This window comes from Kitasatospora sp. NPDC059599 (assembly GCF_042735125.1).
Lineage (GTDB): Bacteria > Actinomycetota > Actinomycetes > Streptomycetales > Streptomycetaceae > Kitasatospora.
Window position 1 is genome coordinate 12,800 of the sequence record NZ_JBHWCL010000111.1, and the last position, 19,298, is coordinate 32,097.

Sequence of the window (19,298 nt, forward strand, 5' to 3'; positions counted from 1 at the left end):
CTCCAGAGGCACGCCACTGCCCAAGAGCGGGGCGAGGTCGTGACGCAACTCACGTGGCGGGCATGCGGCGGCATTCACTCCTTCGGCCTTCACGAGGAGCAGCGGAGTGGAACCGGCTACGCGGCTGACTCCGGGTGCGTGGCCAGCCCCGCCGCGACTGCGGTGGGCGATCCCGACCACCCGGCCGCCGAACGCCAGACGGAAGCGATCCCGTGGTGTTCCAGCAGCCTGACGTAGACGTTCCCGATCCCCTCGGTGAAGAGAGCCAGCTGCGTCGGCTGCTCGGTGTGCGGATAGAGCAGGAAGGAGTACGTCGCCAGCTGTCCGAGCGCCTCCCGCACGGCGTCGGTGGCATTTCCCCGCTGCACGGCCTTGGCCTCGATCAACCAGTGCGCGGATCCCCGGCGCGCGACCATGTCCCTCGGGTGCACATTGGTTCCCACCCCGAACCCATGGGCGATGAGGTGAAGTCCGTAATCACGGACCAGGGTTTCGTGCCTCTTGCTCTTCAGGATCTTGCGACCCTCGATCGTCTGCACGTACTCCTCGTCGCTCTTGGGCGCGAAGTGCAGCAGCGCGTCGTTCCGCTCGTGAGTCCACGTACCCTCGGCCCGAACAGTGCAGATGACGTCCCGCGTCGTCTGCCGCAGCTGCTCACGAGCCACCAAGGCGCTCTGGTAGAGCGTAATGAAACGTTCGAGGTCATCGCGCAACGTCGCCTCATCGGGCAATTCGGCAATCCTGTAGGTACGAGCGAAGACGTTCCCGTACTCGTACGCCCTCGGGAGCCCGGACCGCCCGCCGAGGTCGATCTCCGTCTCCAGATCTGGAAATCCGCCGGGAGAAACTGCTTCGCGAATGGCCTCGGCCTCCACGGCAAGCTTGCGGTTTGCTTCCGAGGTCTTGTATTTCTTGCGGAGCTCGGTGACACCGTGGTTAAGGCTGAGCGAAACGGTCTGCATGTCCTCGGCGAAGAGGTACACCACATACATGCCGTTCTGAGCGGTATCGGTTTCGTCCGGGTCGAAGAACGCGACCCACGGACAAAATGCAGCCGCGCCGGCCCCCGCGCTCCCCTTGATGACGTAGCCACCCCGCACATGGTTCGCGAAGTGGGATGGAGCATCTCGAAGCAGCTGAGCCGTCGGCGTACTGGTCCCGCCCAGGCGGTTGTAGGTCATGCCAACCTCGTGCAGGAAACCTCGAAGCGTCATGGAGAGCATCGTAAGCCGGCCACCCGACATCAAGAGTAGGTTTTTCCTCCAACTGAACTTGGCGGTTGGAGAGTTCGCCCGAGAGTCACGTCGGCGATCCTCGTGGCTCGCTGCGGAACCAGGCGGGGCTCATGAGCGTTCCGCGGTGTGAAAGCCCCACCTGGGGCGCATCGTTCACTGACGTTGAGAGGTTCGGACTTGCAGGCAAACGTACTTCCCGTGACCTCGGATGGCTTCGACGGCTTCGGAGCCGCGCCGGGTGTCGCGGTGGGACGGCTCTTCACCAATCGCCGCGCACTTGCCGAGGCCCGTGTCCACCGACCACTGCAAGCGGGCATCTGCGGGACGGGAAAGCGTGGGGCGGAGTCCATCGTCGTGTCCGGCGGCTACGAGGACGACCAGGACAACGGCGGGACCATCGTCTACACCGGACAAGGCGGCCGGAATTCGGACACCGGCCTGCAGATTGACGACCAGGAGCTCACACGTGGCAACGCCGCTCTTGCCACCAGTATGGCAACCGGAATACCAGTACGGGTGGTCCGCGGATGGATGGGTGACCCCCAGCACTCGCCGACCACCGGGTATCGGTACGACGGGCTCTTCCGTGTCGTGGACTACTGGCACGAGACCGGGAGGTCCGACTTCCTGATCTGGCGCTACCGCTTGGTCCAACTCGATTTCGTCGAGGCATCGAACGACGAGTCCACGACCGCAGTGCCCCTGCGCGGAACCCCAGTGGTGGAGCCCGCGGGCCAGGAGGCGCCGACACGTACAGAAGCAATGGTGCAGCGGATCGTCCGCAGCACCCGGGTGGCGAACTTCGTGAAGCGGGCCCACGACTTCGCATGCCAGGTCTGTGGCAACCAACTCCGCACGCCCACGGGCAGCTACGCGGAGGCAGCTCACATCCGGGGGCTGGGAGCGCCCCACAACGGGCCCGACGTCGCAGGAAACGTGCTGTGTCTGTGCCCAAACCACCACACACTGTTCGACTTTGGCACGCTGGCCATCGCAGACGACCTGACGATCACCGATCGCGCGACGGGAACAGAGCTAGGGAGGCTGCGGGAAGCCCCCGGTCATCAGGTCGACCCGACACATCTGTCGTATCACCGAGACCACTACTCCGAGGGGTGGAAACACACCCAGGGCTGATCCCGGAACAACTCCGCCAACAATCTGGGAAGCGGGGCCCGTTGACAGACGTCGGCGGCCCCGTCCGCGTCCGGGGTGCTGCCCTGGGCTCAGAGGACCGTGGTGAGTTCGGTGCGGGAGGTGATGTCGAGCTTCGGGTAGGCCTTGTAGAGGTGGTGGGCGACGGTGCGGGGGCTGAGGAAGAGCTGGGCGGCGATGTCGCGGTTGGTGAGGCCCCGGGCGGCGAGGCGGGCGATCTGGAGTTCCTGGGGGGTGAGGGGGGACTGCGGGGTGCCCGTGGGGGTGGCGGTGGGGGCCGGGGTGCCGGTGGCGGAGAGTTCGGTGCGGGCGCGGGCGGCCCAGGGGTGGGCGGCGAGGCGGTCGAAGGTCTCCAGGGCGGCGCGCAGGTGGGGGCGGGCGTCGGTGCGGCGGCGGGTGCGGCGCAGCCATTCGCCGTAGAGGAGGGCGGTGCGGGCCTGTTCGAACGGGCGGTGGTCGGGTTCGTGCAGGTCGAGGGCGGTGCGGTAGGCGGCTTCGGCGAGTTCGTCGGGGCCGAGCAGGGCCTGGCAGCGCAGTCGGAGGGCTTCGGCCCAGGGGCGGTCGGTGGCGGCGGCCCAGCGGGCGAAGCGTTCGTACGGTTCGGCGGCGCGTTCGGGGGTGCCGAGGCGGACAGCGGCTTCGACCAGGTCGGGGACGGCCCGGGTGGCGCTGACGTGGTGCCGGTGGGGGCCGGTGGTGAGGGTGTGCAGGCGGTCGGCGGCGGCGCCGGCGCGGCCTTGGCCGAGGTCGAGGAGGGCGAGCGCCCACTGGGCCCAGGGGAGGCCGGCTGCGGGGGCGGCGGTCTGCGGGCCGGTGGTGGCGAGGGCGGTGGCGGTGAGTTCGGCGCAGTGGTCGGTGCGGCCGTCGAGTGCGGCCAGGTAGGCGAGCAGGGCGCTGAGTTGGCTGACCCACTGGTGTTGGCCGGTGTCGCGGGCGAGGCCGAGGGCTTCGGTGGCGGTGAGTTCGGCGTCACGGTGGCGGCCGTGGAAGAGCTCGGCTTCGGCGAGGAAGAACTGCAGGGTGGGCATCACGCCGACGGCGCCCTTGGCGCGGGCTTCGGCGATGAGTTCGGCGCCGAGTTCGGCGGTTTCCTCGTCGCGGCCGAGGACGAGGGTGGCGCCGCAGAGTTGGACGAGGTCGGCGGGGCTCTCGGCGCCGGCCCGGCGGGCGGCGTCGGCGGCTTCCCGGACGGGTGGTGGCGGTGCGGCGGGCCGGCCGAGGGCGGGGAGGACGGCGGCGGGCAGGTGGCGGGCGAGCGGGGCGAGGGGGTCGTCGTCGGCCAGGGGGAGGGCCGCGAGGCGGTCGAGGACGGCGATGACCGGTGCCTCGCCCGCGTACCAGGCGGTGTGGAAGGCCTGGAAGAGCATCCGGGCGGCGTACCCGGGGTCGATGCCGGTGCCGGCGGCGTCGAGCAGCAGCCGGTAGGCGGTCGGGTAGGAGCCGCGCCAGAAGTGGGCGGTGGCCCGGACCTGGTCGAGCAGGGCGTGCGCGAGGACGTTGTCGGTGCGGGCGGCGGCTTCGTCGGCGAGCGCCTCGGCCCTGATCAACTCGCCTTCTTCGGTGGCGGATTCGGCGGCCAGGACGAGTCGGCGGGTGGCGTCGTCGCGGTCGGGGGTGAGCCGGGCGGCGCGTTCGTACGCGGCGGCGCCGCCGTGGCCGCCGCCGCGTCCGGCGCGGACGGCGGCGCGTTCCAGTGCGTCGGCGAGGTCGGCGTCGGGGGTGGTGGCGGCGAGGGCGAGGTGCCAGGTGCGGCGGTCGCCGGCGGGCAGGGCTTCGGCGATGGCCCGGTGGACGGTCAGCTTCTGGTGGTGCGGTGCGCGTTGGAGGATGGCTGAGCGCAGCAGCGGGTGCCGGAAGGTGATCCGGCGGCCGTCGGCGACGGTCACCAGGCCGGATTCCTCGGCGGGGGTGAGGTGTTCGGCGGTGACGCCGAGTGCGGCCGCGGCGGGCAGGACGACGTCCAGTTCGCCGCGTTCCTCGCCGGCGGCGACCAGGAGCAGGGTCTGGGTGGCTGCGGGCAGGCCGGTGACCTGGCCGTGGAAGGCGATCAGCAGTCGGCTGGTGAGCGGGAGGCCGCCCGACAGCGGGCCGCCCGGGGACAGGACGCCCGGGGACAGGCCGCCCGGCGTGTGGGCCTGCGGGCCGGTGGCGACGGGGAGTTCGGTGAGTGCGAGCGGGTTGCCGGCGGCCTCTGCGAGCAGCCGGTCGCGGACGGGGGCGGGCAGGTCGGGGCCGGTCCGCCGGGCCAGCAGCCGGCCGGCGTCGGCCGCGCCGAGGGCGGTCACCTCCCGTTCGGGGAGGCCGAGTCGGCGTTGCGGGGGGACGCCGGTGTCGTCGCGGGAGGCGAGGAGCAGGACCACCCCTTCGGCCTGGAGCCGCCGGGCGGCCAGCAGCAGCGCGTCCAGCGAGGCACGGTCCAGCCACTGCACGTCGTCCAGGACGCACAACAGCGGCTTTTCGGTCGCGAGTTCGGCGAGCAGGGCGAGTGTGGCCAGTCCGACCAGCAGCCGGTCGGCCGGCCTGCCGGGGGCCTCCCCACCGTCGGGGGACTTCCCCTCACCCGGGCCGTCCGCGCCGTCGGCGAGCCCGAACGCCGCCTCCAGGGAGCGCCGTTGGGGACCGGGCAGGGTGTCCAGCCGGTCGAGTCCGGGTGCGAGCAGGAGGCTCAGGCCGGCGTACGGCAGCTCGGCCTCGTACTCGACGCCCGCGGCCCGGATCACCCGGAACGCCTCTCCCGCCCGTGCGACGGCGTCGTCCAACAGCGCGGTCTTGCCGATGCCGGCCTCACCGCGGAGCAGCAGCACGCCGCTGCGACCGGACCGTGCCGCGTCCAACAGGCTCTCCACGGAGGCCTGTTCGTCTTCCCGTCCGTACAGCATGCCCCGACCCTACCCACCTGGCCGCGCCGCCACAGCGCACGCCTTCGGCGTCGGCCCGCCTGCACGGGGCACCGGGCCGGCACCGGGTCGACACCGGGTCGACACCGGCAACCCCGCCCCGGGCGTACGTACCCCCATGCCCATACGTGACGGATTCGCCGCCGCCCGGTCCTCCCTACCTTGGTGAGCACCGGGAACGACCGGCCAACACCCCACCTGAACACGGGAGATGACGATGACCGAGATCACCACCGCCGCCCTTCAGCAGCTCGCCGAGCGCTACCTCGCGGTGTGGAACGAGACCGACCCGGCGGCCCGCCGCAAGCTGGTCGACGAGGTGTGGGCCGAGGACGGCCGCTACACCGACCCACTGGCCGCGGTCGTCGGCCGGGACGCGATCGACGCGCTGATCGGCGCCGCCCAGGCCCAGTTCCCGGGGCTGGAGTTCACCCTCGGCCCGGTGGACGCGCACCACGACATCGCCCGTTTCACCTGGAACCTCGGCCCGGCGGGTGCGGAGCCGGTGGTGATCGGCTTCGACGTGCTGGCGGCCACCCCGGACGGCCGGATCGGCGCGGTGTACGGCTTCCTCGACCGCGTGCCGGGCGCCTGAGGCCCACCGGCCGCAAGCCACGACGCCGCGGGGCCGCAGGGCCCGCCATCGCCCCGCGCGGGGGCGGGCCCTGCCCCACCTCGCCCGCCCCTCCCCATGCCCGGCCCTCCCCTACGCCCGGCCCACCGAACGCCCGCACCACCCCGGCCCCGGGACCACCCGACCTGGCCGACCTGGCCGACCTGGCCGACCTGGCCGACCTGCCCGACCTGCCCGACCTGCCAGACCACCAACGCCCTTGAGGAGAGCCCGAGATGAGCACCGCCCTGAACGCCCGGCGGCCCGCCCCGGCCCCGCCCGCCACGAAGGCGGCGCCGGCCGCACCGGCCCCCAAGGGCCTGCTGCCGGTCGTCCTGACCGCCACCTTCATGACCGCCCTCGACATCTTCGTCGTCAATGTCGCCCTCCCCTCGCTCCAGGCCGACCTCGGCGCCGGCCCGGCGGCCGTCCAGTGGGTGATGGCCGGGTTCAGCCTGGCTCTGGCGGCCGGGCTGGTCACCGCCGGCCGCCTCGGCGACCGCTACGGCCGCCGCCGGGTGTTCGCGCTCGGCCTGGCGCTCTTCACGCTCGCCTCGGCGGGCTGCGGCTTCGCCCCTTCCGCCGGCACGCTGGTCGGCGCCCGGGTGGTGCAGGGCTTGGCGGCGGCGCTGATGGGCCCGCAGGTGCTGGCGATCCTGCGGACCGCGTTCAGCGGTGCGGCGCAGGCCCGGGCCTTCGCCCGGTACGGGCTGACGATGGGCGTCGGCGCGGTGTTCGGCCAGCTGATCGGCGGGCTGCTGATCCGGGCGGACCTCCTCGGCCTCGGCTGGCGCAGCTGCTTCCTGATCAACCTGCCGATCGGTCTGGCCGCTCTGGTGATGGTCCGCCGTTGCCTGCCGGAGTCGCGTTCCCCGCAGCGGCCCGGTCTGGACCCGGTCGGCGTGCTGCTGGTCTCCACCGCGCTGACCGCGCTGGTGCTGCCGCTGATCCAGGGCCCCCGGCTGGGCTGGCCGCTCTGGACCGTGCTCTGCCTCGGTGCCTCGCTCGCCCTGCTGGCGGCCTTCGCCGTGCACCAGCACCGCAGCACGCCGACCGACACCGCGCCGACCGGCAGCACCCCGACCGGCACCACCGGGCCCGCCACCGGCACCACCGGAGCCACGGGGGCCACGGGGACCACCGCCGGAGCCACGGGGGCCGCCACCGGTACCCCGCTGGTCGACACCCGCCTCTTCCGCGACCGCGCCTTCAGCGCCGGTGTGCTCGCCCAACTCGCCTTCTGGCTCGGCCAGGGCTCCTTCTTCCTGGTGCTCGCCCTGCACCTGCAGTTCGGCCGCGGCCTGGACGCGCTCGGCGCCGGCCTGGTCTTCACCGCGATCGGCCTCGGCTACCTGATCACCTCCAACACCACGCACCGGGTCACCGCCCGTCTGGGCGTCCGCCGGACGATCACCGTCGGCGGGCTGCTGATGGCCGCGGGGCTGGCCCTGCTCGCCCTCGCCGCGTACGAGGTCTCGGACGGCAGCGTCTGGTGGCTGGCGCCCGGCCTGTTCGTGGACGGCCTCGGCATGGGCCTGGTGATCGCCCCGGTCACCGCCGTCGTCCTGGCGGGGGTCGAGCCGAGGCTGGCCGGCTCCGCCGCCGGGGTGGTGTCCACCGTGCAGCAGGTCGGCGGGGCGCTCGGGATCGCGCTGATCGGTCTCCTCTACTACGGCGCCGGTGACCCGACCGCCGCCTTCGGCCACAGCGTCCTGGCACTGGCGGTGCTGGAGCTGGTGCTGGTGGCCCTGGTCCGGCTGCTGCCGCGCACGAGCTGACCCACCCCGCACGAGCCGCCCCACACAGACCCGCCCCGCACGAGCCGCCCCACACGGACCCGCCGCAGGCAGTCCCGCCGTACGCGAACCCGCCCCGCCCGGACCCGGCGCACGGAAGCCCGGCGGGCTCGAACCCGGCGGGCACGCCCTCTCAAGGACCGTACGCGAACGCCCTCGCGCGCCCCGCAGCCGCTTCGCGCACTCCCCCGAACCACCGGCGGGTGGCCCCAGGCCCACCCGCCCGTTCCATTCCCTCCCCCCGATCGGGTTGGATGGTCGGATGAGCGAGGAGAAGAGCGCCGTACCGGCGTGGGAGCAGCGGTTCAGGGCGGCCCGGGTGTCGCTGCCCGACTGGGCCGAGGACGCCCCGGACCGGGCGCTGTACGTGTCCAACGCGACCGGCACCTACGAGGTCTACGCCTGGGACCGCGCCACCGGCGACCACCGCCGGGTCACCGACCGTCCGAACGGCACCACCGACGCCGAGTTGTCCCCCGACGGCGCCTGGGTCTGGTGGTTCGACGACCACGACGGCGACGAGTTCGGCGTCTGGCGCCGTCAGCCGTTCGCGGGCGGCCCGGACGAGGAGGCCGTGCCCGGCCTCGCCCCCTCCTACTCGGCCGGTCTGGCCCTGGGCCGCGACGGCACCGTGGTCGTCGGCCGGTCCACGGACGAGGACGGCACCACCCTGCACCTGCGCCGCCCCGGCGACGCCGAGCCCGTCGAGATCTACCGGCACGCGGAGTACGGCGGCATCGGCGACCTCAGCCACGACGGCACGCTGCTCGCGATCGACCACACCGAGCACGGCGACGCGATGCACTCCGCGATCCGCGTCGTGCGCCTCACCGGAACCGCCACCGAGACCGACACCGGCACCGCCACCACCGGGACCGCCGCCACCCCCGAGACCGTCGCCGAACTGGACGAGGTCACCGGCCGGGACGAACCGCGCGGCGTCGCCTGCCTGGGCTTCGCGCCCGTCGAGGGCGACACCCGCCTGCTGGTCGCCCACCAGCGCACCGGCCGCTGGGAGCCGATGATCTGGGACGTCGCCACCGGCGTCGAGACCGCGCTGCCGCTGCGCGACGAGCAGGGCCGCGAGCTCCCCGGTGACGTCTCCGCGCAGTGGCGTCCCGGCGCCGGGGAACTGCTGGTGGAGCACGAGTACGAGGCGCGCAGCGAGCTGTTCTCGTACGCGCTCGCCGACGGCCGGCTGACCCGCCTCGACACCCCGCGCGGCACCGTCGGCGGTGCCACCGGCCGTCCGGACGGCACCGTCGAGTACCTGTGGTCGTCCGCCGCCGAGCCCTCCGCCGTCCGTTCCACCGCGGGGACGGTCGTGCTGCGGGCGCCCGGCGCGGTGCCGCCCGCTTCGGTCCCGGTCGAGGACGTCTGGGTCGACGGGCCCGGTGGGCGGGTGCACGCCCTGGTGCAGCGGCCGGCCGGGACCACCCCCGGGGACGGCCCGCTCCCGACCGTGTTCGAGATCCACGGCGGTCCGACCCACCACGACAGCGACTCCTTCGCTGCCGGCCCGGCCGCCTGGCTGGACCACGGCTTCGCGGTGGTCCGGGTCAACTACCGCGGCTCGACCGGCTACGGCCAGGCCTGGACCGACGCCCTGCACGAGCGGGTCGGTCTGATCGAGCTGGAGGACATCGCGGCGGTCCGCGCGTGGGCGGTCGACAGCGGCCTCGCCGACCCGCGCCGACTGGTGCTCACCGGCGGCAGCTGGGGCGGCTACCTGACCCTGCTCGGCCTCGGCGTCCAGCCCGACGCCTGGGCGGTCGGCGTCGCCGCCGTGCCGGTCGCGGACTACCACACCGCGTACGCCGACGAGATGGAGGCGCTCAAGTCGCTGGACCGCACGCTCTTCGGCGGCACGCCGGAGGAGGTCCCGGACCGCTTCACCGCCTCCTCGCCGTTGACCTACGTGGACCGGGTGCGGGTGCCGGTGTACATCAGCGCCGGGGTCAACGACCCGCGCTGCCCGATCCGGCAGATCGAGAACTACGTCGAGCGGCTGGAGCAGCTCGGCAAGCCGCACGAGGTGTACCGGTACGACGCCGGGCACGGGTCGCTGGTCGTCGAGGAGCGGATCAAGCAGCTCCGGCTGGAGATCGACTTCGTCCGGCGGTACCTGGACGTGGCCGCGGGCGACGCTGACGGGGAGTCGGCGTGAGACGTGTGCTGATACTCGCGGGGGCGGTGGTGGCCGGGGCCCTGGTGCTCACCGGCTGCTCCGGATCGCACAGCGACAACGCCTCCTGCCCGCCCCCGGTCGGCCCGCCCGCGCCGACCCCGTCGGCCGTCAAGCCGAGCGCCCCGGCCGCACCGACCACCGCGCCCCCCGCGCCCACCGCGCCCCCCGTTCCCGCCACGCCGCTCGCCACGGCGACCCGGGCGAGCCTGGACGGGGCGGGCAGGGACGGGGCGAGCACCGGCGGGGCGGGGGTCTCCGTCGTACCGGCGGCGTTCGTCGCGTACGAGCCGCCTCCCGGGGACGGCACGGTCCAGCTCGCCAAGGGCTCGAAGGGGTCCAAGGGGTCGAGCGGTTCCAAGGGGTCGTCCGGCTCGTCGGGCTCCTCCGGCTCCTCCGGGTCTTCGGGCTCAGGGTCCAAGGGCTCGAAGACCGGGCGCACCGTGCACCACCACATCGACCACTACGACTCGGACAACACCTCCGGCAACGGTCACAGTCACTGCTCCGGCGGCCCGACGCCGGTGCCGATCGGATCGACGACACCGGCCCAGCCACCGTTCCCGACGCCGACCCCGGCCCTGCCGACCCCGGCTCTCCCCAGCCCTGCTCCGCCGGCGCCGACCCTGCCGCCGGTCAAGCCGACGGCGGTGCCGCCGCTGCCGACCAAGCGCTGAGCCAGGAACGCCGGACCCCGGTCCGGCGCCACCAACCGGCCGGTCCGGCCGGTCCAGCCGGTCCAGCAGTCCGGTCAGTCCGGTCAGTCCAGGACCGGGTCCAGTCCCAGGGCCCGGTCCTGCTCCGCCTCCGCCTCCCGGCGCACCAGGCGGAACCACATGAAGACGACGAAACCCGCGAAAACGAACCACTCCAGGGTGTAGCCCAGGTTCTGGAACGCGCGCAGGGTGAGCCCGTCCCCGCCCTGCGGCTGAACGGTCGGTACGGGGGTCAGCCCGGCGGGGGCCTCGTCGACGGCCACCCAGCCGTCGTACCAGCCGTCGTACGCGAGCACGTTCAGCAGCGAGGCGCGGTTGATCATGCCGAGCTGCCCGGCCGGCAGCCCGCCGGCCACCGCACCGTTGGTGCCCACGGCCTCGTTGGCCTGCAGCCGCCCGGTCACCGTCACCGGCCCGTCCGGCGGCGGTCCGGCGGGTGCCCCGGCGGCGGGTGCCCCGGGCGCCCAGCCGCGCACCACGGCGACGGCGTGTCCGTCGGCGGTGCGCAGCGGGGTGAGCACGTAGTAGCCCTGCTTGCCGTCGACCACGCGGTTGGGGACGAGGAGCTGGTGCTCGGCGTCGTAGCTGCCGGTCACCGTGACGGGCTTGCCGACGGTCTCCGTGGTCACCTGCGGGGTCGCCGGGTCGAGCAGCGCGTCGATCGGCCTGGCCTCACCGGTGGCGGCGATCGCCTGCTTGGCCTCGTTGTGCGTGGACACCCGGTCCTCGAACCGGCCGAGCTGCCAGGAGCCCAGCCACAGGCACACCGCCACGGCCGCCACGGCCAGAGCGGTGCCGCTCAGCCACCGCGGAGTCAGGAGGAACCGGTACACACCCCCACGGTAACCAGTCCTCACACCCGTCCCGCCCCCAGGGCCCGGTCGAGCCCCTCACTCCCGCGGAGGCCGCACCCGACGGCGCACCCGACGGCGCACCCGGGGCGTCGGCCCGGTGCCCGTCCCCGGCGGCCCGGAACCAGCTGATGTGGTCGGCCTCGCGTCTGACTCTGCGCTCGCGACCTCACGTCCGACCGCGCCTGCAACCGCCCGTCCGACGCCCGCCCCCTCGGCCGCGGGCGCCCCTCACCTCGCCGAGGGCGAGCCGGAGGGCTGCGGCGCCGAACCGCCCACCGCCTGCACGCCGCCCCGGTACAACGTCCCGCTGCAGGCCAGCGGCAGCGTCGCCGTGGCGGCCGTGGGGCTGCCCGGGGCGGGGGTGTGGGCGATGGTGGCGGTGGGGGGCGCGGTGGTGGGGTTGCCGGTCGGGGTGGCGGTGGGGCTGGGGGCCGAGGTGGGGCCCGCCGAGGGCGACGAGGTGGCCTGGGGGTTGGCGCTGGGCGCGCCGCTGGCCCCGGCGGCCCCGGCTGCCCCGGCGGCAGGGACGCCCGAGGACACCGGGGCCTGGGAGGTCAGCGCGACCTGGTTGGGGCCGGTCGGCGCGCTGGTGGCGCCGCCGGTGCAGCTCTGGTCGGGGATCCAGGCGAACGGCAGCCGGTACCCGGTCTGCGGGGCGAGCACCGGCGGTTCCGCGTCCATCGCGGTGAGGCCGCCGGCCGCGTCGCCCGGGGCGTGGTCGGCGGTGCGGATGCGGCTGCGGTCGCCGCCGCTGACGCCGGTGACGGCGACGGCGCCCGGTCCGCCGAGGCGGCAGCTGTGGCCGGAGACGTTGTAGACAGTGAAGGAGCCGTAGATCCGCCCCGTCGCATCGGCCGAGCCGACCTGCGCGGCGCCGTCGCCGAGGTCGGTGCGGGTGCAGAGCGGGATGATGCCGCCGTCGCCGGCCCCGGCGGTCCCGGTGGGCGGGACGGTGCCGTCGACGTGCACGGCCCCGGTGTCGGGGGTGTGGGAGACGGTGGCGGTGCCGGCGGCCGTCGAGGTGTCCCCGGTGCTGCCCGGGCCCGCGGGCGGGACGCTGCCGTGGCCGGTGGTGCCGGTGGCGGTGCCGCTGGGGGCGGTGGCGGCGGGGCTCTTGGCCTCGGCCGATCCGGGGCCGCCGGAGAGTCCGAGGTGTTCTCCCTCGTGCAGGACCGGCAGGGCGATCGCGACGGCGAACGCGAGGGCGGCGGCCCCGGTCCAGGCACCGCGCCGGGCGGCCCTGCGGCGGGGTACGGCCCGCCGGATCCGGGGCAGTCCGCCGGCCGAGGGCTGGATCCCGGCGACGGCGTGGTGCATCAGCTCCCGCACCGCCCGTTCGTCGGTCGACAGCCCGCCCGGTCCCGAGAGTTCCGGGGCGTCCGGCGCCCCTGCGGCCTCCACTGCGGGTCCGGCGCCCGTGGCGACCGCCGGACCCGCCGTGGCCCCCGGTCCCGCCGTGGCCCCCGACCGCGCCGTGCCCCCCGGGTCCTCCGGTGTCGTGTCGTCCACCGCCCGCCGCCCGGCGCCGTCGTCCTCAGCCATGACCGGCCTCCATCTGCGTGCGGAGGGCGGCGAGTCCGCGCGATCCGTAGGCCTTCACCGAGCCGAGCGAGATGCCCAGGGTTTCGGCGGCCTGTGCCTCCGTCATGTCCAGGAAGTAACGCAGCACCAGAACCTCCCGCTGACGGCGTTGCAGTCCACGCAGCGCGGCCTTCAACTGGTCGCGCTCCAGGGCATCGTAGGCACCTTCTTCTGCACTGGCCATGTCAGGCATGGGCTTCTGCAGCAGTCTCAGACCGAGGATCCGGCGACGCAGCGTGGAGCGGGACAGGTTGACGACCGTCTGCCGCAGGTACGCCAGGGTCTTCTCGGGTTCGCGCACCCGCCGCCGGGCGGCGTGCACCCGGATGAACGCCTCCTGGACGACGTCCTCGCAGGTCGAGAGGTCGTCCAGGAGCAGCGCGGCGAGCCGCAGCAGCGAGCGGTAGTGCGCCTGGTAGGTCTCGGTGAGCAGGTCCTCGCTGGTACCCGCGTCGGTACCCGCGCCGGAGTCCGCCGCACCGCGTGCGGCCGCCGTCATCTGGTCGTCTTCCGGCCTACTCGCAGGCCTCGGGGCGCGCGAGGGGAACGACACCGCGGCCCTCGCCGGGATGCCTGCCCTTGCCCCCACCATCACGTTCGCCACGCCCGTTGGACACTCGATCCCCTGTCATGGTTGCCCAGCCCGGGGCCCATTCTTCCGTATGGGCGGAAGCTGCCTCCAGGGGATTCCCCCGGGATTCCGGACAGATTGTGTCGAGGAGCGGACACAGGTATGGACACAGGTGTGGACACAAGCAGACACATCGGAAGCCGCGCAGGGGACTTGAGCCCCGTTCGACGGCCGGCCACGGGTCCTACTCCACCGTCAGTTCGCCCGCCACCAGCTCCGCGATCTGCAACAGGTTGAGCGCCGACCCCTTGCGCAGGTTGTCCCCGCACAGGAAGAGGTCGAGCGCGTCCGGCTCGTCCAGGGCCCGGCGCACCCGCCCGACCCAGACCGGGTCGGTCCCGACCACGTCGTTCGGCGTCGGGAACTCGCCGGCCGCCGGGTCGTCGTAGAGGACCACGCCGGGAGCGTCCCGCAGGATGTCCTGCGCGTGCTCCTGGGTGACTTCCCGTTCGAACCGCGCGTGCACGGCCAGCGCGTGGGTGCGCAGGACCGGGATGTGGACGCAGGTCGCGGAGACCTTGAGGGCGGGCAGGCCGAGGATCTTGCGGGACTCGTCGCGGATGCCCAGTTCCTCGGCGGCCCAGCCGCCCTCGCGCAGTCCGCCGGTCCAGGGCACGGCGTTGAGCGCGAGCGGGGCCGCGAACGGCCCGTGGTCGGCGATCACGGGCCGCAGGTCGCCGGTCTGCCGGCCGACGTCGGTGCCCGCCACCAGTGCGGTCTGCTCGCGCAGGGCGGCCTCCCCGGCGCGGCCCTCGCCGCCGGCGGCCTGGTAGGAGGCGACCACGAGCTGCGTCAGCCCGTACTCGGCGTGCAGCGCGCCGACCGCCGCGATCATCGCGAGGGTAGTACTGGCGGGGCCGGCGACGATGCCGCGCGGGCGGATCCGCAGCGCGGCCGGGTTGATCTCGGGGACGACCAGCGGCACGTCCCCGGCGGCGCGGAAGACGGCGGAGTCGTCGACCACCACGACGCCCTTGGCCACCGCGATCGGCGCCCACTGGGCGGAGACGCTGTCGGGGACGGCGAACACGGCGACGTCGATCCCGGCGAAGGCCTCCTCGGTCAGCGGGACGACCTCGACCGCCTCGCCGCGCACGACCGGCTTGCGGCCGGCCGAGCGCGGGGAGGCGACGAGCCGGACCTCGCCCCAGACGTCCTGGCGGAGTGAGAGCAGCCCGAGCAGCACCTCGCCGACCGCGCCGGTGGCGCCGACGACGGCGAGGTTCGGCCGCCGGGTCATCGCCCGGTGCTCCCGCTCCGCTCCCGGGTCATCGTCCGGTGCCGCCGTAGACGACGGCCTCGTCGGTCTCGCTGTCCAGACCGAAGGCGCTGTGCACGGCGCGGACGGCCTCGGGCACGTCCTCGGCGCGGGTGACGACCGAGATGCGGATCTCCGAGGTGGAGATCAGCTCGATGTTGACGCCCGCGGCGGACAGCGCCTCGAAGAAGGTCGCGGTGACGCCCGGGTTGGAGCGCATGCCCGCGCCGACGAGCGAGATCTTGCCGATCGCGTCGTCGTAGCGCAGCGACTCGTAGCCGATGCCCTCCTTGACCCGGCCGAGCGCGTCGATGGCCTTCTGGCCCTCGGTCTTGGGCAGGGTGAAGGAGATGTCGGTCAGGCCGGTCGACGCGGCGGAGACGTTCTGCACCACCATGTCGATGTTGACCTCGGCGTCGGCGATGGCGCGGAAGATCCGGGCCGCCTCGCCCGGCTTGTCGGGCACGCCGACGACCGTGACCTTGGCCTCGGAGGTGTCGTGGGCGACTCCGGAGATGATGGCCTGCTCCATCTCGCCCCCTTCGGGCTTGTTCGGGTTGTCGTTGCTGACGATCGTCCCGGGGAGACCCGAGAAGGACGAGCGTACGTGAATCGGGATGTTGTAGCGCCGCGCGTACTCCACGCAGCGGTCGAGCAGCACCTTGGAGCCGGAGGACGCCAGTTCGAGCATGTCCTCGTAGGCGATCCAGTCGATCTTGCGGGCCTTCTTCACCACGCGCGGGTCGGCGGTGAACACGCCGTCCACGTCGGTGTAGATCTCGCAGACCTCGGCCCTGAGGGCGGCGGCGAGGGCGACGGCGGTGGTGTCCGAGCCGCCCCGGCCCAGCGTGGTGATGTCCTTGCTGGTCTGGGAGACGCCCTGGAAGCCAGCCACGATCGCGATGTTGCCCTCGTCGAGGGCGGTGCGGATGCGGCCCGGCGTCACGTCGATGATGCGCGCCTTGTTGTGGACGGAGTCGGTGATGACACCGGCCTGGCTGCCCGTGAAGGACTGGGCCTCGTGACCCAGGGATTTGATCGCCATGGCCAGCAGCGCCATGGAGATGCGCTCTCCAGCGGTCAGCAGCATGTCGAACTCACGGCCGGCAGGGATCGGTGACACCTGCTCCGCGAGTTCGATGAGCTCGTCCGTCGTGTCGCCCATCGCGGACACCACGACGACGACCTCATGGCCGGCCTTCTTGGCGTCAACGATTCGACGGGCCACGCGCTTGATGCCCTCGGCATCCGCAACGGATGAGCCGCCGTACTTCTGCACGACAAGGCCCACGTGCGCTCCTCGACTTGTGTCGTTTTCCGGGGGCTCCAGGCCCCCGTACCCCCGGGGGAGGGGGGTGTGCGGTCCGCGTCAGTCTACCGAGCAGGGGTGCCCCGACCGGCGCTTTCCATATGATGAGACGCCTGTTTCAGCAGGTGATCGGCCGGACGGGCGGCCCCACCGGCAGGTCTGCGGGCGATTCGGTACGGCCCCGAAGAATCGGCGGACCGGCGGACGGCGATCCGGCCGGATTTCCTTCCGGGCGGATCACTGAGGTGTCCGTCACAGTCGGCGGCGCGGCGGCGATCCGTCCGCCGCGGCCCGGACGCCACGGCCCCACCGCTGCAGCCACACCACCGCGGCCCCACCGCCGCGGCCCTACCGCTGCACCCCCAGCTCGGCCGCCATCAGGTCGCCCGCCTGCTGCTCCAGCTGCTCGTCGGTGAGCCCGTCGTCGTCGGTGTCCGCGCCGTCCGGCACCGCACCGATCGGGCTGTCCAGCCGGACGTGCGCGATCAGCGACTGCAGCGCCCGCAGCACCGCGGTGCAGGTCGTGCCCCAGTTGGAGAGGTAGGAGAACTGCCACCACCACAGCGCCTCGCTGACCCGGCCCTCGCGGTAGTGCGTCAGCCCGTGCTGGAGCTCGCTGACCACACCGGCCAGGTCGTCCGAGATCCGGAAGGCGTTGGGCTTCTCCGGCGGGCCGTACGGGTCGAAGACCTCGTGGTAGACGTCGATCGGCGCCAGCAGCTCGGCCAGCCGCTCGCGCAGCTGCTCGCCGTCCGGCTCGGGACCGGCGTCGGGCTCGAAGCGGTCCTCCGGGACGACGTCCTCGATGGCACCCAGCCGGCCGCCGGCCAGCAGCAGCTGCGAGACCTCCAGGAGCAGCAGGGAGACCGCGCTGCCCGGCTCGTCGCCCTTGGCGACCTCGGTGACGGCGAGCACGAAGCTCTCCACCGAGTCGGCGATCTGCACGGCGAAGTCGTCCGGCTCCGAGCCGTGCCCGTGGGTGTGCTGCTGGTTGATCGTCCGGTCAGACATCGAGCAGTCGTCTCCCTTCGAAGGCGCGGCCGAGGGTGACCTCGTCCGCGTACTCCAGATCCCCGCCGACGGGCAGGCCGCTCGCCAGACGGGTCACCTTCAGGCCCATCGGCTTGCAGAGCCGGGCCAGATAGGTGGCGGTCGCCTCCCCCTCCAGGTTGGGGTCGGTGGCCAGGATCAGCTCGGTGACCGTGCCGTCCGCGAGGCGCGACAGCAGCTCGCGGATGCGCAGGTCGTCCGGGCCGACGCCCTCGATGGGGCTGATCGCGCCGCCCAGCACGTGGTAGCGGCCGCGGAACTCACGGGTGCGCTCGATGGCGACGACGTCCTTGGGCTCCTCGACCACGCAGATGACGGCGAGGTCGCGGCGGGGGTCCAGACAGACCCGGCACTGCTCGGCCTCGGCGACGTTGCCGCAGACCGCGCAGAAGCGGACCTTGTCCTTGACCTCCAGCAGCGCGTGCGCGAGCCGGCGCACGTCGGTCGGATCGGCCTGCAGCACGTGGAACGCGATCCGCTGGGCGCTCTTGGGCCCGACGCCGGGCAGCCTGCCCAGTTCGTCGATCAGGTCCTGAACCACGCCCTCGTACAACGTCGCGCCTTCCTTCGGATGGTCGGTGGTGCTCCGGTGCCATCATCCAACGAATCGGGCGTCGGACACAGCGCCCGACGCCCGACTCCCACATAAATCACATGGGTCCGTCGTCTGAACTCCAGACCCGCGGGGCCGTCGGACGGTCTCGTCACCCGCGGTCGGGACCCGCCGGCACGATCCCGTCGCCACCGGCGGCCCGGTCCGGGCCCGACCGTTCGGGCCCGACCGCTCCCGCCGGGGTCAGAACGGCAGGCCGGGGATGCCGCCGCCCAGGCCCTGGGTCAGCGGGCCCATGCGGTCGGCCTGCAGCTTCTGCGCGGTCTGGGTCGCGTCCCGGACCGCCGCCAGGATCAGATCGGCCAGGGTCTCGGTGTCCTCCGGGTCGACCGCCGCCGGGGCGATGGTCAGCGCCACCAGCTCACCGGCACCGGTCACCGTCGCCTCGACCAGGCCGCCGCCCGCCGTACCGTTCACCTTCGTGTCGGCCAGCTCCTGCTGGGCCTTCGCGAGATCCTGCTGCATCTTCTGCGCCTGCTTGAGCAGCTGCTGCATGTTGGGCTGGCCACCACCGGGGAACACGGCTCTCTCCTTGCTGTCACGGCTGTCTGCGGTGCGTCGTTCGTCACCGCCGAGCCTACGTGCTGCGCCCCGCCCGGGTGCCCCGGTGGCCCGGCTGCCCGGTAGGCCCCAGCGGCTCAGTTGCCCCGGTGGTGGATCTCCTCCAGCACCGTCGCACCCAGCTCGCGGATGATCAGCTCCTGGCCGGAGAACGCCTCCTCGTTGAGGTCCGGGTCGTCCTCCTCCGGGATGTCGTCCTCCGGGGCCACCGACCGCACCGGACGGGCCGGCGCCGCGGCGGGCGGCGGGGCCTGCACCGGCGCGGCCTGCACGGGCGCGGCCTGCACCGGCTGGGGTGCCATCACGGGAACAGGAGCCGGAGCGGGCGCCGCCACGGCTGGCGGGGCGGCCGGACGGGCCGGGGCGCCCCAGCCCCCGCCGCCCGGGGCACCACCGGCGGCAGCGCCACCGGGGGCGGCCCCGACACCACCGGACGGGTCGACGATGCACTCGATGCGCCAGTCCACGCCCAGTGCGTCGGCCAACGCGGCACGCAGCACGTCGTCGCTGTTGCTGCCGACGAAGCTGTCCCGGGCGCCGGCATTGATGAACGACACCTGCAGCACGCTGCCGTCGAACCCGGCCACCTGACCGTTCTGGCTGAGCAGGATCCAGGTGAAGCGGCGGCGGTTCTTCACGGCCTCCAGGATCTGCGGCCACAGCTGCCGGACCTGTGCGGCGCCCTGCTGCGCGGAGGCCGACGGCTGCCCACCGGCGGCGGCCGCCGCAGGGGCGGCCGCAGGAGCCGGGGCGGGCGCGGGCACCGGGGCCGGGGCCTGGACCGGAGCAGCCTGGTGCTGCGGCGCGGCGGGCGCGGCGGCGGCCGGGGCGGGCGCGCCGCCAC

General features: G+C 73.6%; 15 protein-coding genes and 1 pseudogene. 5 read left to right on the top strand and 11 right to left on the bottom strand.

The genetic code is table 11. The features are described from left to right. Positions 1-116: 116 nt before the first annotated feature. Positions 117-1,214, bottom strand: a complete 1,098-nt coding sequence (locus ACFV04_RS30765; protein ID WP_380336709.1) for an MrcB family domain-containing protein — start codon at positions 1,212-1,214, stop codon at positions 117-119. Between the two features lie 219 nt (positions 1,215-1,433). On the opposite strand from ACFV04_RS30765, the gene ACFV04_RS30770 reads away from it, so the two are divergent. Further along, positions 1,434-2,372: a YDG/SRA domain-containing protein gene (locus ACFV04_RS30770; RefSeq protein ID WP_380533962.1), complete on the top strand. Its 939-nt coding sequence runs from the start codon at positions 1,434-1,436 to the stop codon at positions 2,370-2,372. Positions 2,373-2,461: 89 nt separating this feature from the next. On the opposite strand, the gene ACFV04_RS30775 is transcribed toward ACFV04_RS30770, so the two are convergent. After that, a complete protein-coding gene (locus ACFV04_RS30775; protein WP_380533964.1) occupies positions 2,462-5,269 on the bottom strand; it encodes an ATP-binding protein in 2,808 nt (935 codons plus the stop codon). A gap of 235 nt (positions 5,270-5,504) precedes the next feature. On the opposite strand from ACFV04_RS30775, the gene ACFV04_RS30780 reads away from it, so the two are divergent. The 4 genes from ACFV04_RS30780 to ACFV04_RS30795 all read left to right on the top strand — a co-directional run bounded on the left by ACFV04_RS30780 (position 5,505) and on the right by ACFV04_RS30795 (position 10,558). After that, complete coding sequence (locus ACFV04_RS30780; protein WP_380336717.1) at positions 5,505-5,882, top strand: nuclear transport factor 2 family protein; 378 nt, start codon at positions 5,505-5,507, stop codon at positions 5,880-5,882. A gap of 254 nt (positions 5,883-6,136) precedes the next feature. Next, complete coding sequence (locus ACFV04_RS30785) at positions 6,137-7,678, top strand: MFS transporter (RefSeq protein WP_380533966.1); 1,542 nt, start codon at positions 6,137-6,139, stop codon at positions 7,676-7,678. Between the two features lie 280 nt (positions 7,679-7,958). Beyond that, positions 7,959-9,863 carry a S9 family peptidase gene (locus ACFV04_RS30790; protein ID WP_380533968.1) on the top strand — a complete coding sequence of 635 codons (1,905 nt, stop codon included), beginning with the start codon at positions 7,959-7,961 and terminating at the stop codon, positions 9,861-9,863. After that, on the top strand, positions 9,860-10,558 hold the full coding sequence (locus tag ACFV04_RS30795) for a hypothetical protein (RefSeq protein WP_380533970.1): 699 nt from the start codon (positions 9,860-9,862) through the stop codon (positions 10,556-10,558). The genes ACFV04_RS30790 and ACFV04_RS30795 overlap by 4 nt, the downstream gene beginning before the upstream one ends. An 83-nt stretch (positions 10,559-10,641) precedes the next feature. Here the strand turns inward: ACFV04_RS30795 and ACFV04_RS30800 are convergent, their stop codons facing one another. The 9 genes and pseudogenes from ACFV04_RS30800 to ACFV04_RS30840 form a co-directional block, all read right to left on the bottom strand. Beyond that, entirely contained in the window at positions 10,642-11,430 is a 789-nt protein-coding gene (locus ACFV04_RS30800) for an SURF1 family protein (RefSeq protein ID WP_380336726.1), read from the bottom strand. Positions 11,431-11,679: 249 nt separating this feature from the next. Next, positions 11,680-12,993 carry a hypothetical protein gene (locus tag ACFV04_RS30805; RefSeq protein WP_380533972.1) on the bottom strand — a complete coding sequence of 438 codons (1,314 nt, stop codon included), beginning with the start codon at positions 12,991-12,993 and terminating at the stop codon, positions 11,680-11,682. Beyond that, positions 12,986-13,531, bottom strand: a complete 546-nt coding sequence (locus tag ACFV04_RS30810) for a SigE family RNA polymerase sigma factor (protein ID WP_360253673.1) — start codon at positions 13,529-13,531, stop codon at positions 12,986-12,988. Before ACFV04_RS30810 ends, ACFV04_RS30805 begins: the two co-directional genes overlap by 8 nt. Positions 13,532-13,847: 316 nt before the next feature. Next, positions 13,848-14,903 (bottom strand): aspartate-semialdehyde dehydrogenase, encoded by a 1,056-nt coding sequence (locus ACFV04_RS30815; RefSeq protein WP_380336732.1) that lies wholly within the window; start codon positions 14,901-14,903, stop codon positions 13,848-13,850. 28 nt (positions 14,904-14,931) lie between these two features. Further along, positions 14,932-16,212, bottom strand: a complete 1,281-nt coding sequence (locus tag ACFV04_RS30820; protein ID WP_360253677.1) for an aspartate kinase — start codon at positions 16,210-16,212, stop codon at positions 14,932-14,934. Between the two features lie 366 nt (positions 16,213-16,578). Then, the gene (locus ACFV04_RS30825; protein ID WP_360253679.1) at positions 16,579-17,241 is read right to left on the bottom strand and encodes a DUF5063 domain-containing protein; all 663 of its coding nucleotides are present in this window, start codon (positions 17,239-17,241) and stop codon (positions 16,579-16,581) included. Continuing rightward, positions 17,234-17,833, bottom strand: coding sequence for a recombination mediator RecR (gene recR, locus ACFV04_RS30830; RefSeq protein ID WP_218198914.1), 600 nt, complete (start codon positions 17,831-17,833; stop codon positions 17,234-17,236). The genes ACFV04_RS30825 and recR overlap by 8 nt, the downstream gene beginning before the upstream one ends. A 243-nt stretch (positions 17,834-18,076) precedes the next feature. Beyond that, the gene (locus ACFV04_RS30835) at positions 18,077-18,415 is read right to left on the bottom strand and encodes a YbaB/EbfC family nucleoid-associated protein (protein WP_360253681.1); all 339 of its coding nucleotides are present in this window, start codon (positions 18,413-18,415) and stop codon (positions 18,077-18,079) included. Between the two features lie 116 nt (positions 18,416-18,531). Next, positions 18,532-19,298 (bottom strand): annotated as a pseudogene (locus tag ACFV04_RS30840) (DNA polymerase III subunit gamma and tau); the annotation flags it as partial.

Bases quoted from the DNA above. Each gene is read 5' to 3' on its own strand.
- ACFV04_RS30780 (WP_380336717.1), top strand. From the start codon at position 5,505: ATGACCGAGATCACCACCGCCGCCCTTCAGCAGCTCGCCGAGCGCTAC.
- ACFV04_RS30815 (WP_380336732.1), bottom strand. From the start codon at position 14,903: ATGACCCGGCGGCCGAACCTCGCCGTCGTCGGCGCCACCGGCGCGGTC.
- ACFV04_RS30775 (WP_380533964.1), bottom strand. From the start codon at position 5,269: ATGCTGTACGGACGGGAAGACGAACAGGCCTCCGTGGAGAGCCTGTTG.
- ACFV04_RS30825 (WP_360253679.1), bottom strand. From the start codon at position 17,241: ATGTCTGACCGGACGATCAACCAGCAGCACACCCACGGGCACGGCTCG.
- ACFV04_RS30805 (WP_380533972.1), bottom strand. From the start codon at position 12,993: ATGGCTGAGGACGACGGCGCCGGGCGGCGGGCGGTGGACGACACGACA.
- ACFV04_RS30785 (WP_380533966.1), top strand. From the start codon at position 6,137: ATGAGCACCGCCCTGAACGCCCGGCGGCCCGCCCCGGCCCCGCCCGCC.
- ACFV04_RS30810 (WP_360253673.1), bottom strand. From the start codon at position 13,531: ATGACGGCGGCCGCACGCGGTGCGGCGGACTCCGGCGCGGGTACCGAC.
- ACFV04_RS30765 (WP_380336709.1), bottom strand. From the start codon at position 1,214: ATGACGCTTCGAGGTTTCCTGCACGAGGTTGGCATGACCTACAACCGC.
- ACFV04_RS30790 (WP_380533968.1), top strand. From the start codon at position 7,959: ATGAGCGAGGAGAAGAGCGCCGTACCGGCGTGGGAGCAGCGGTTCAGG.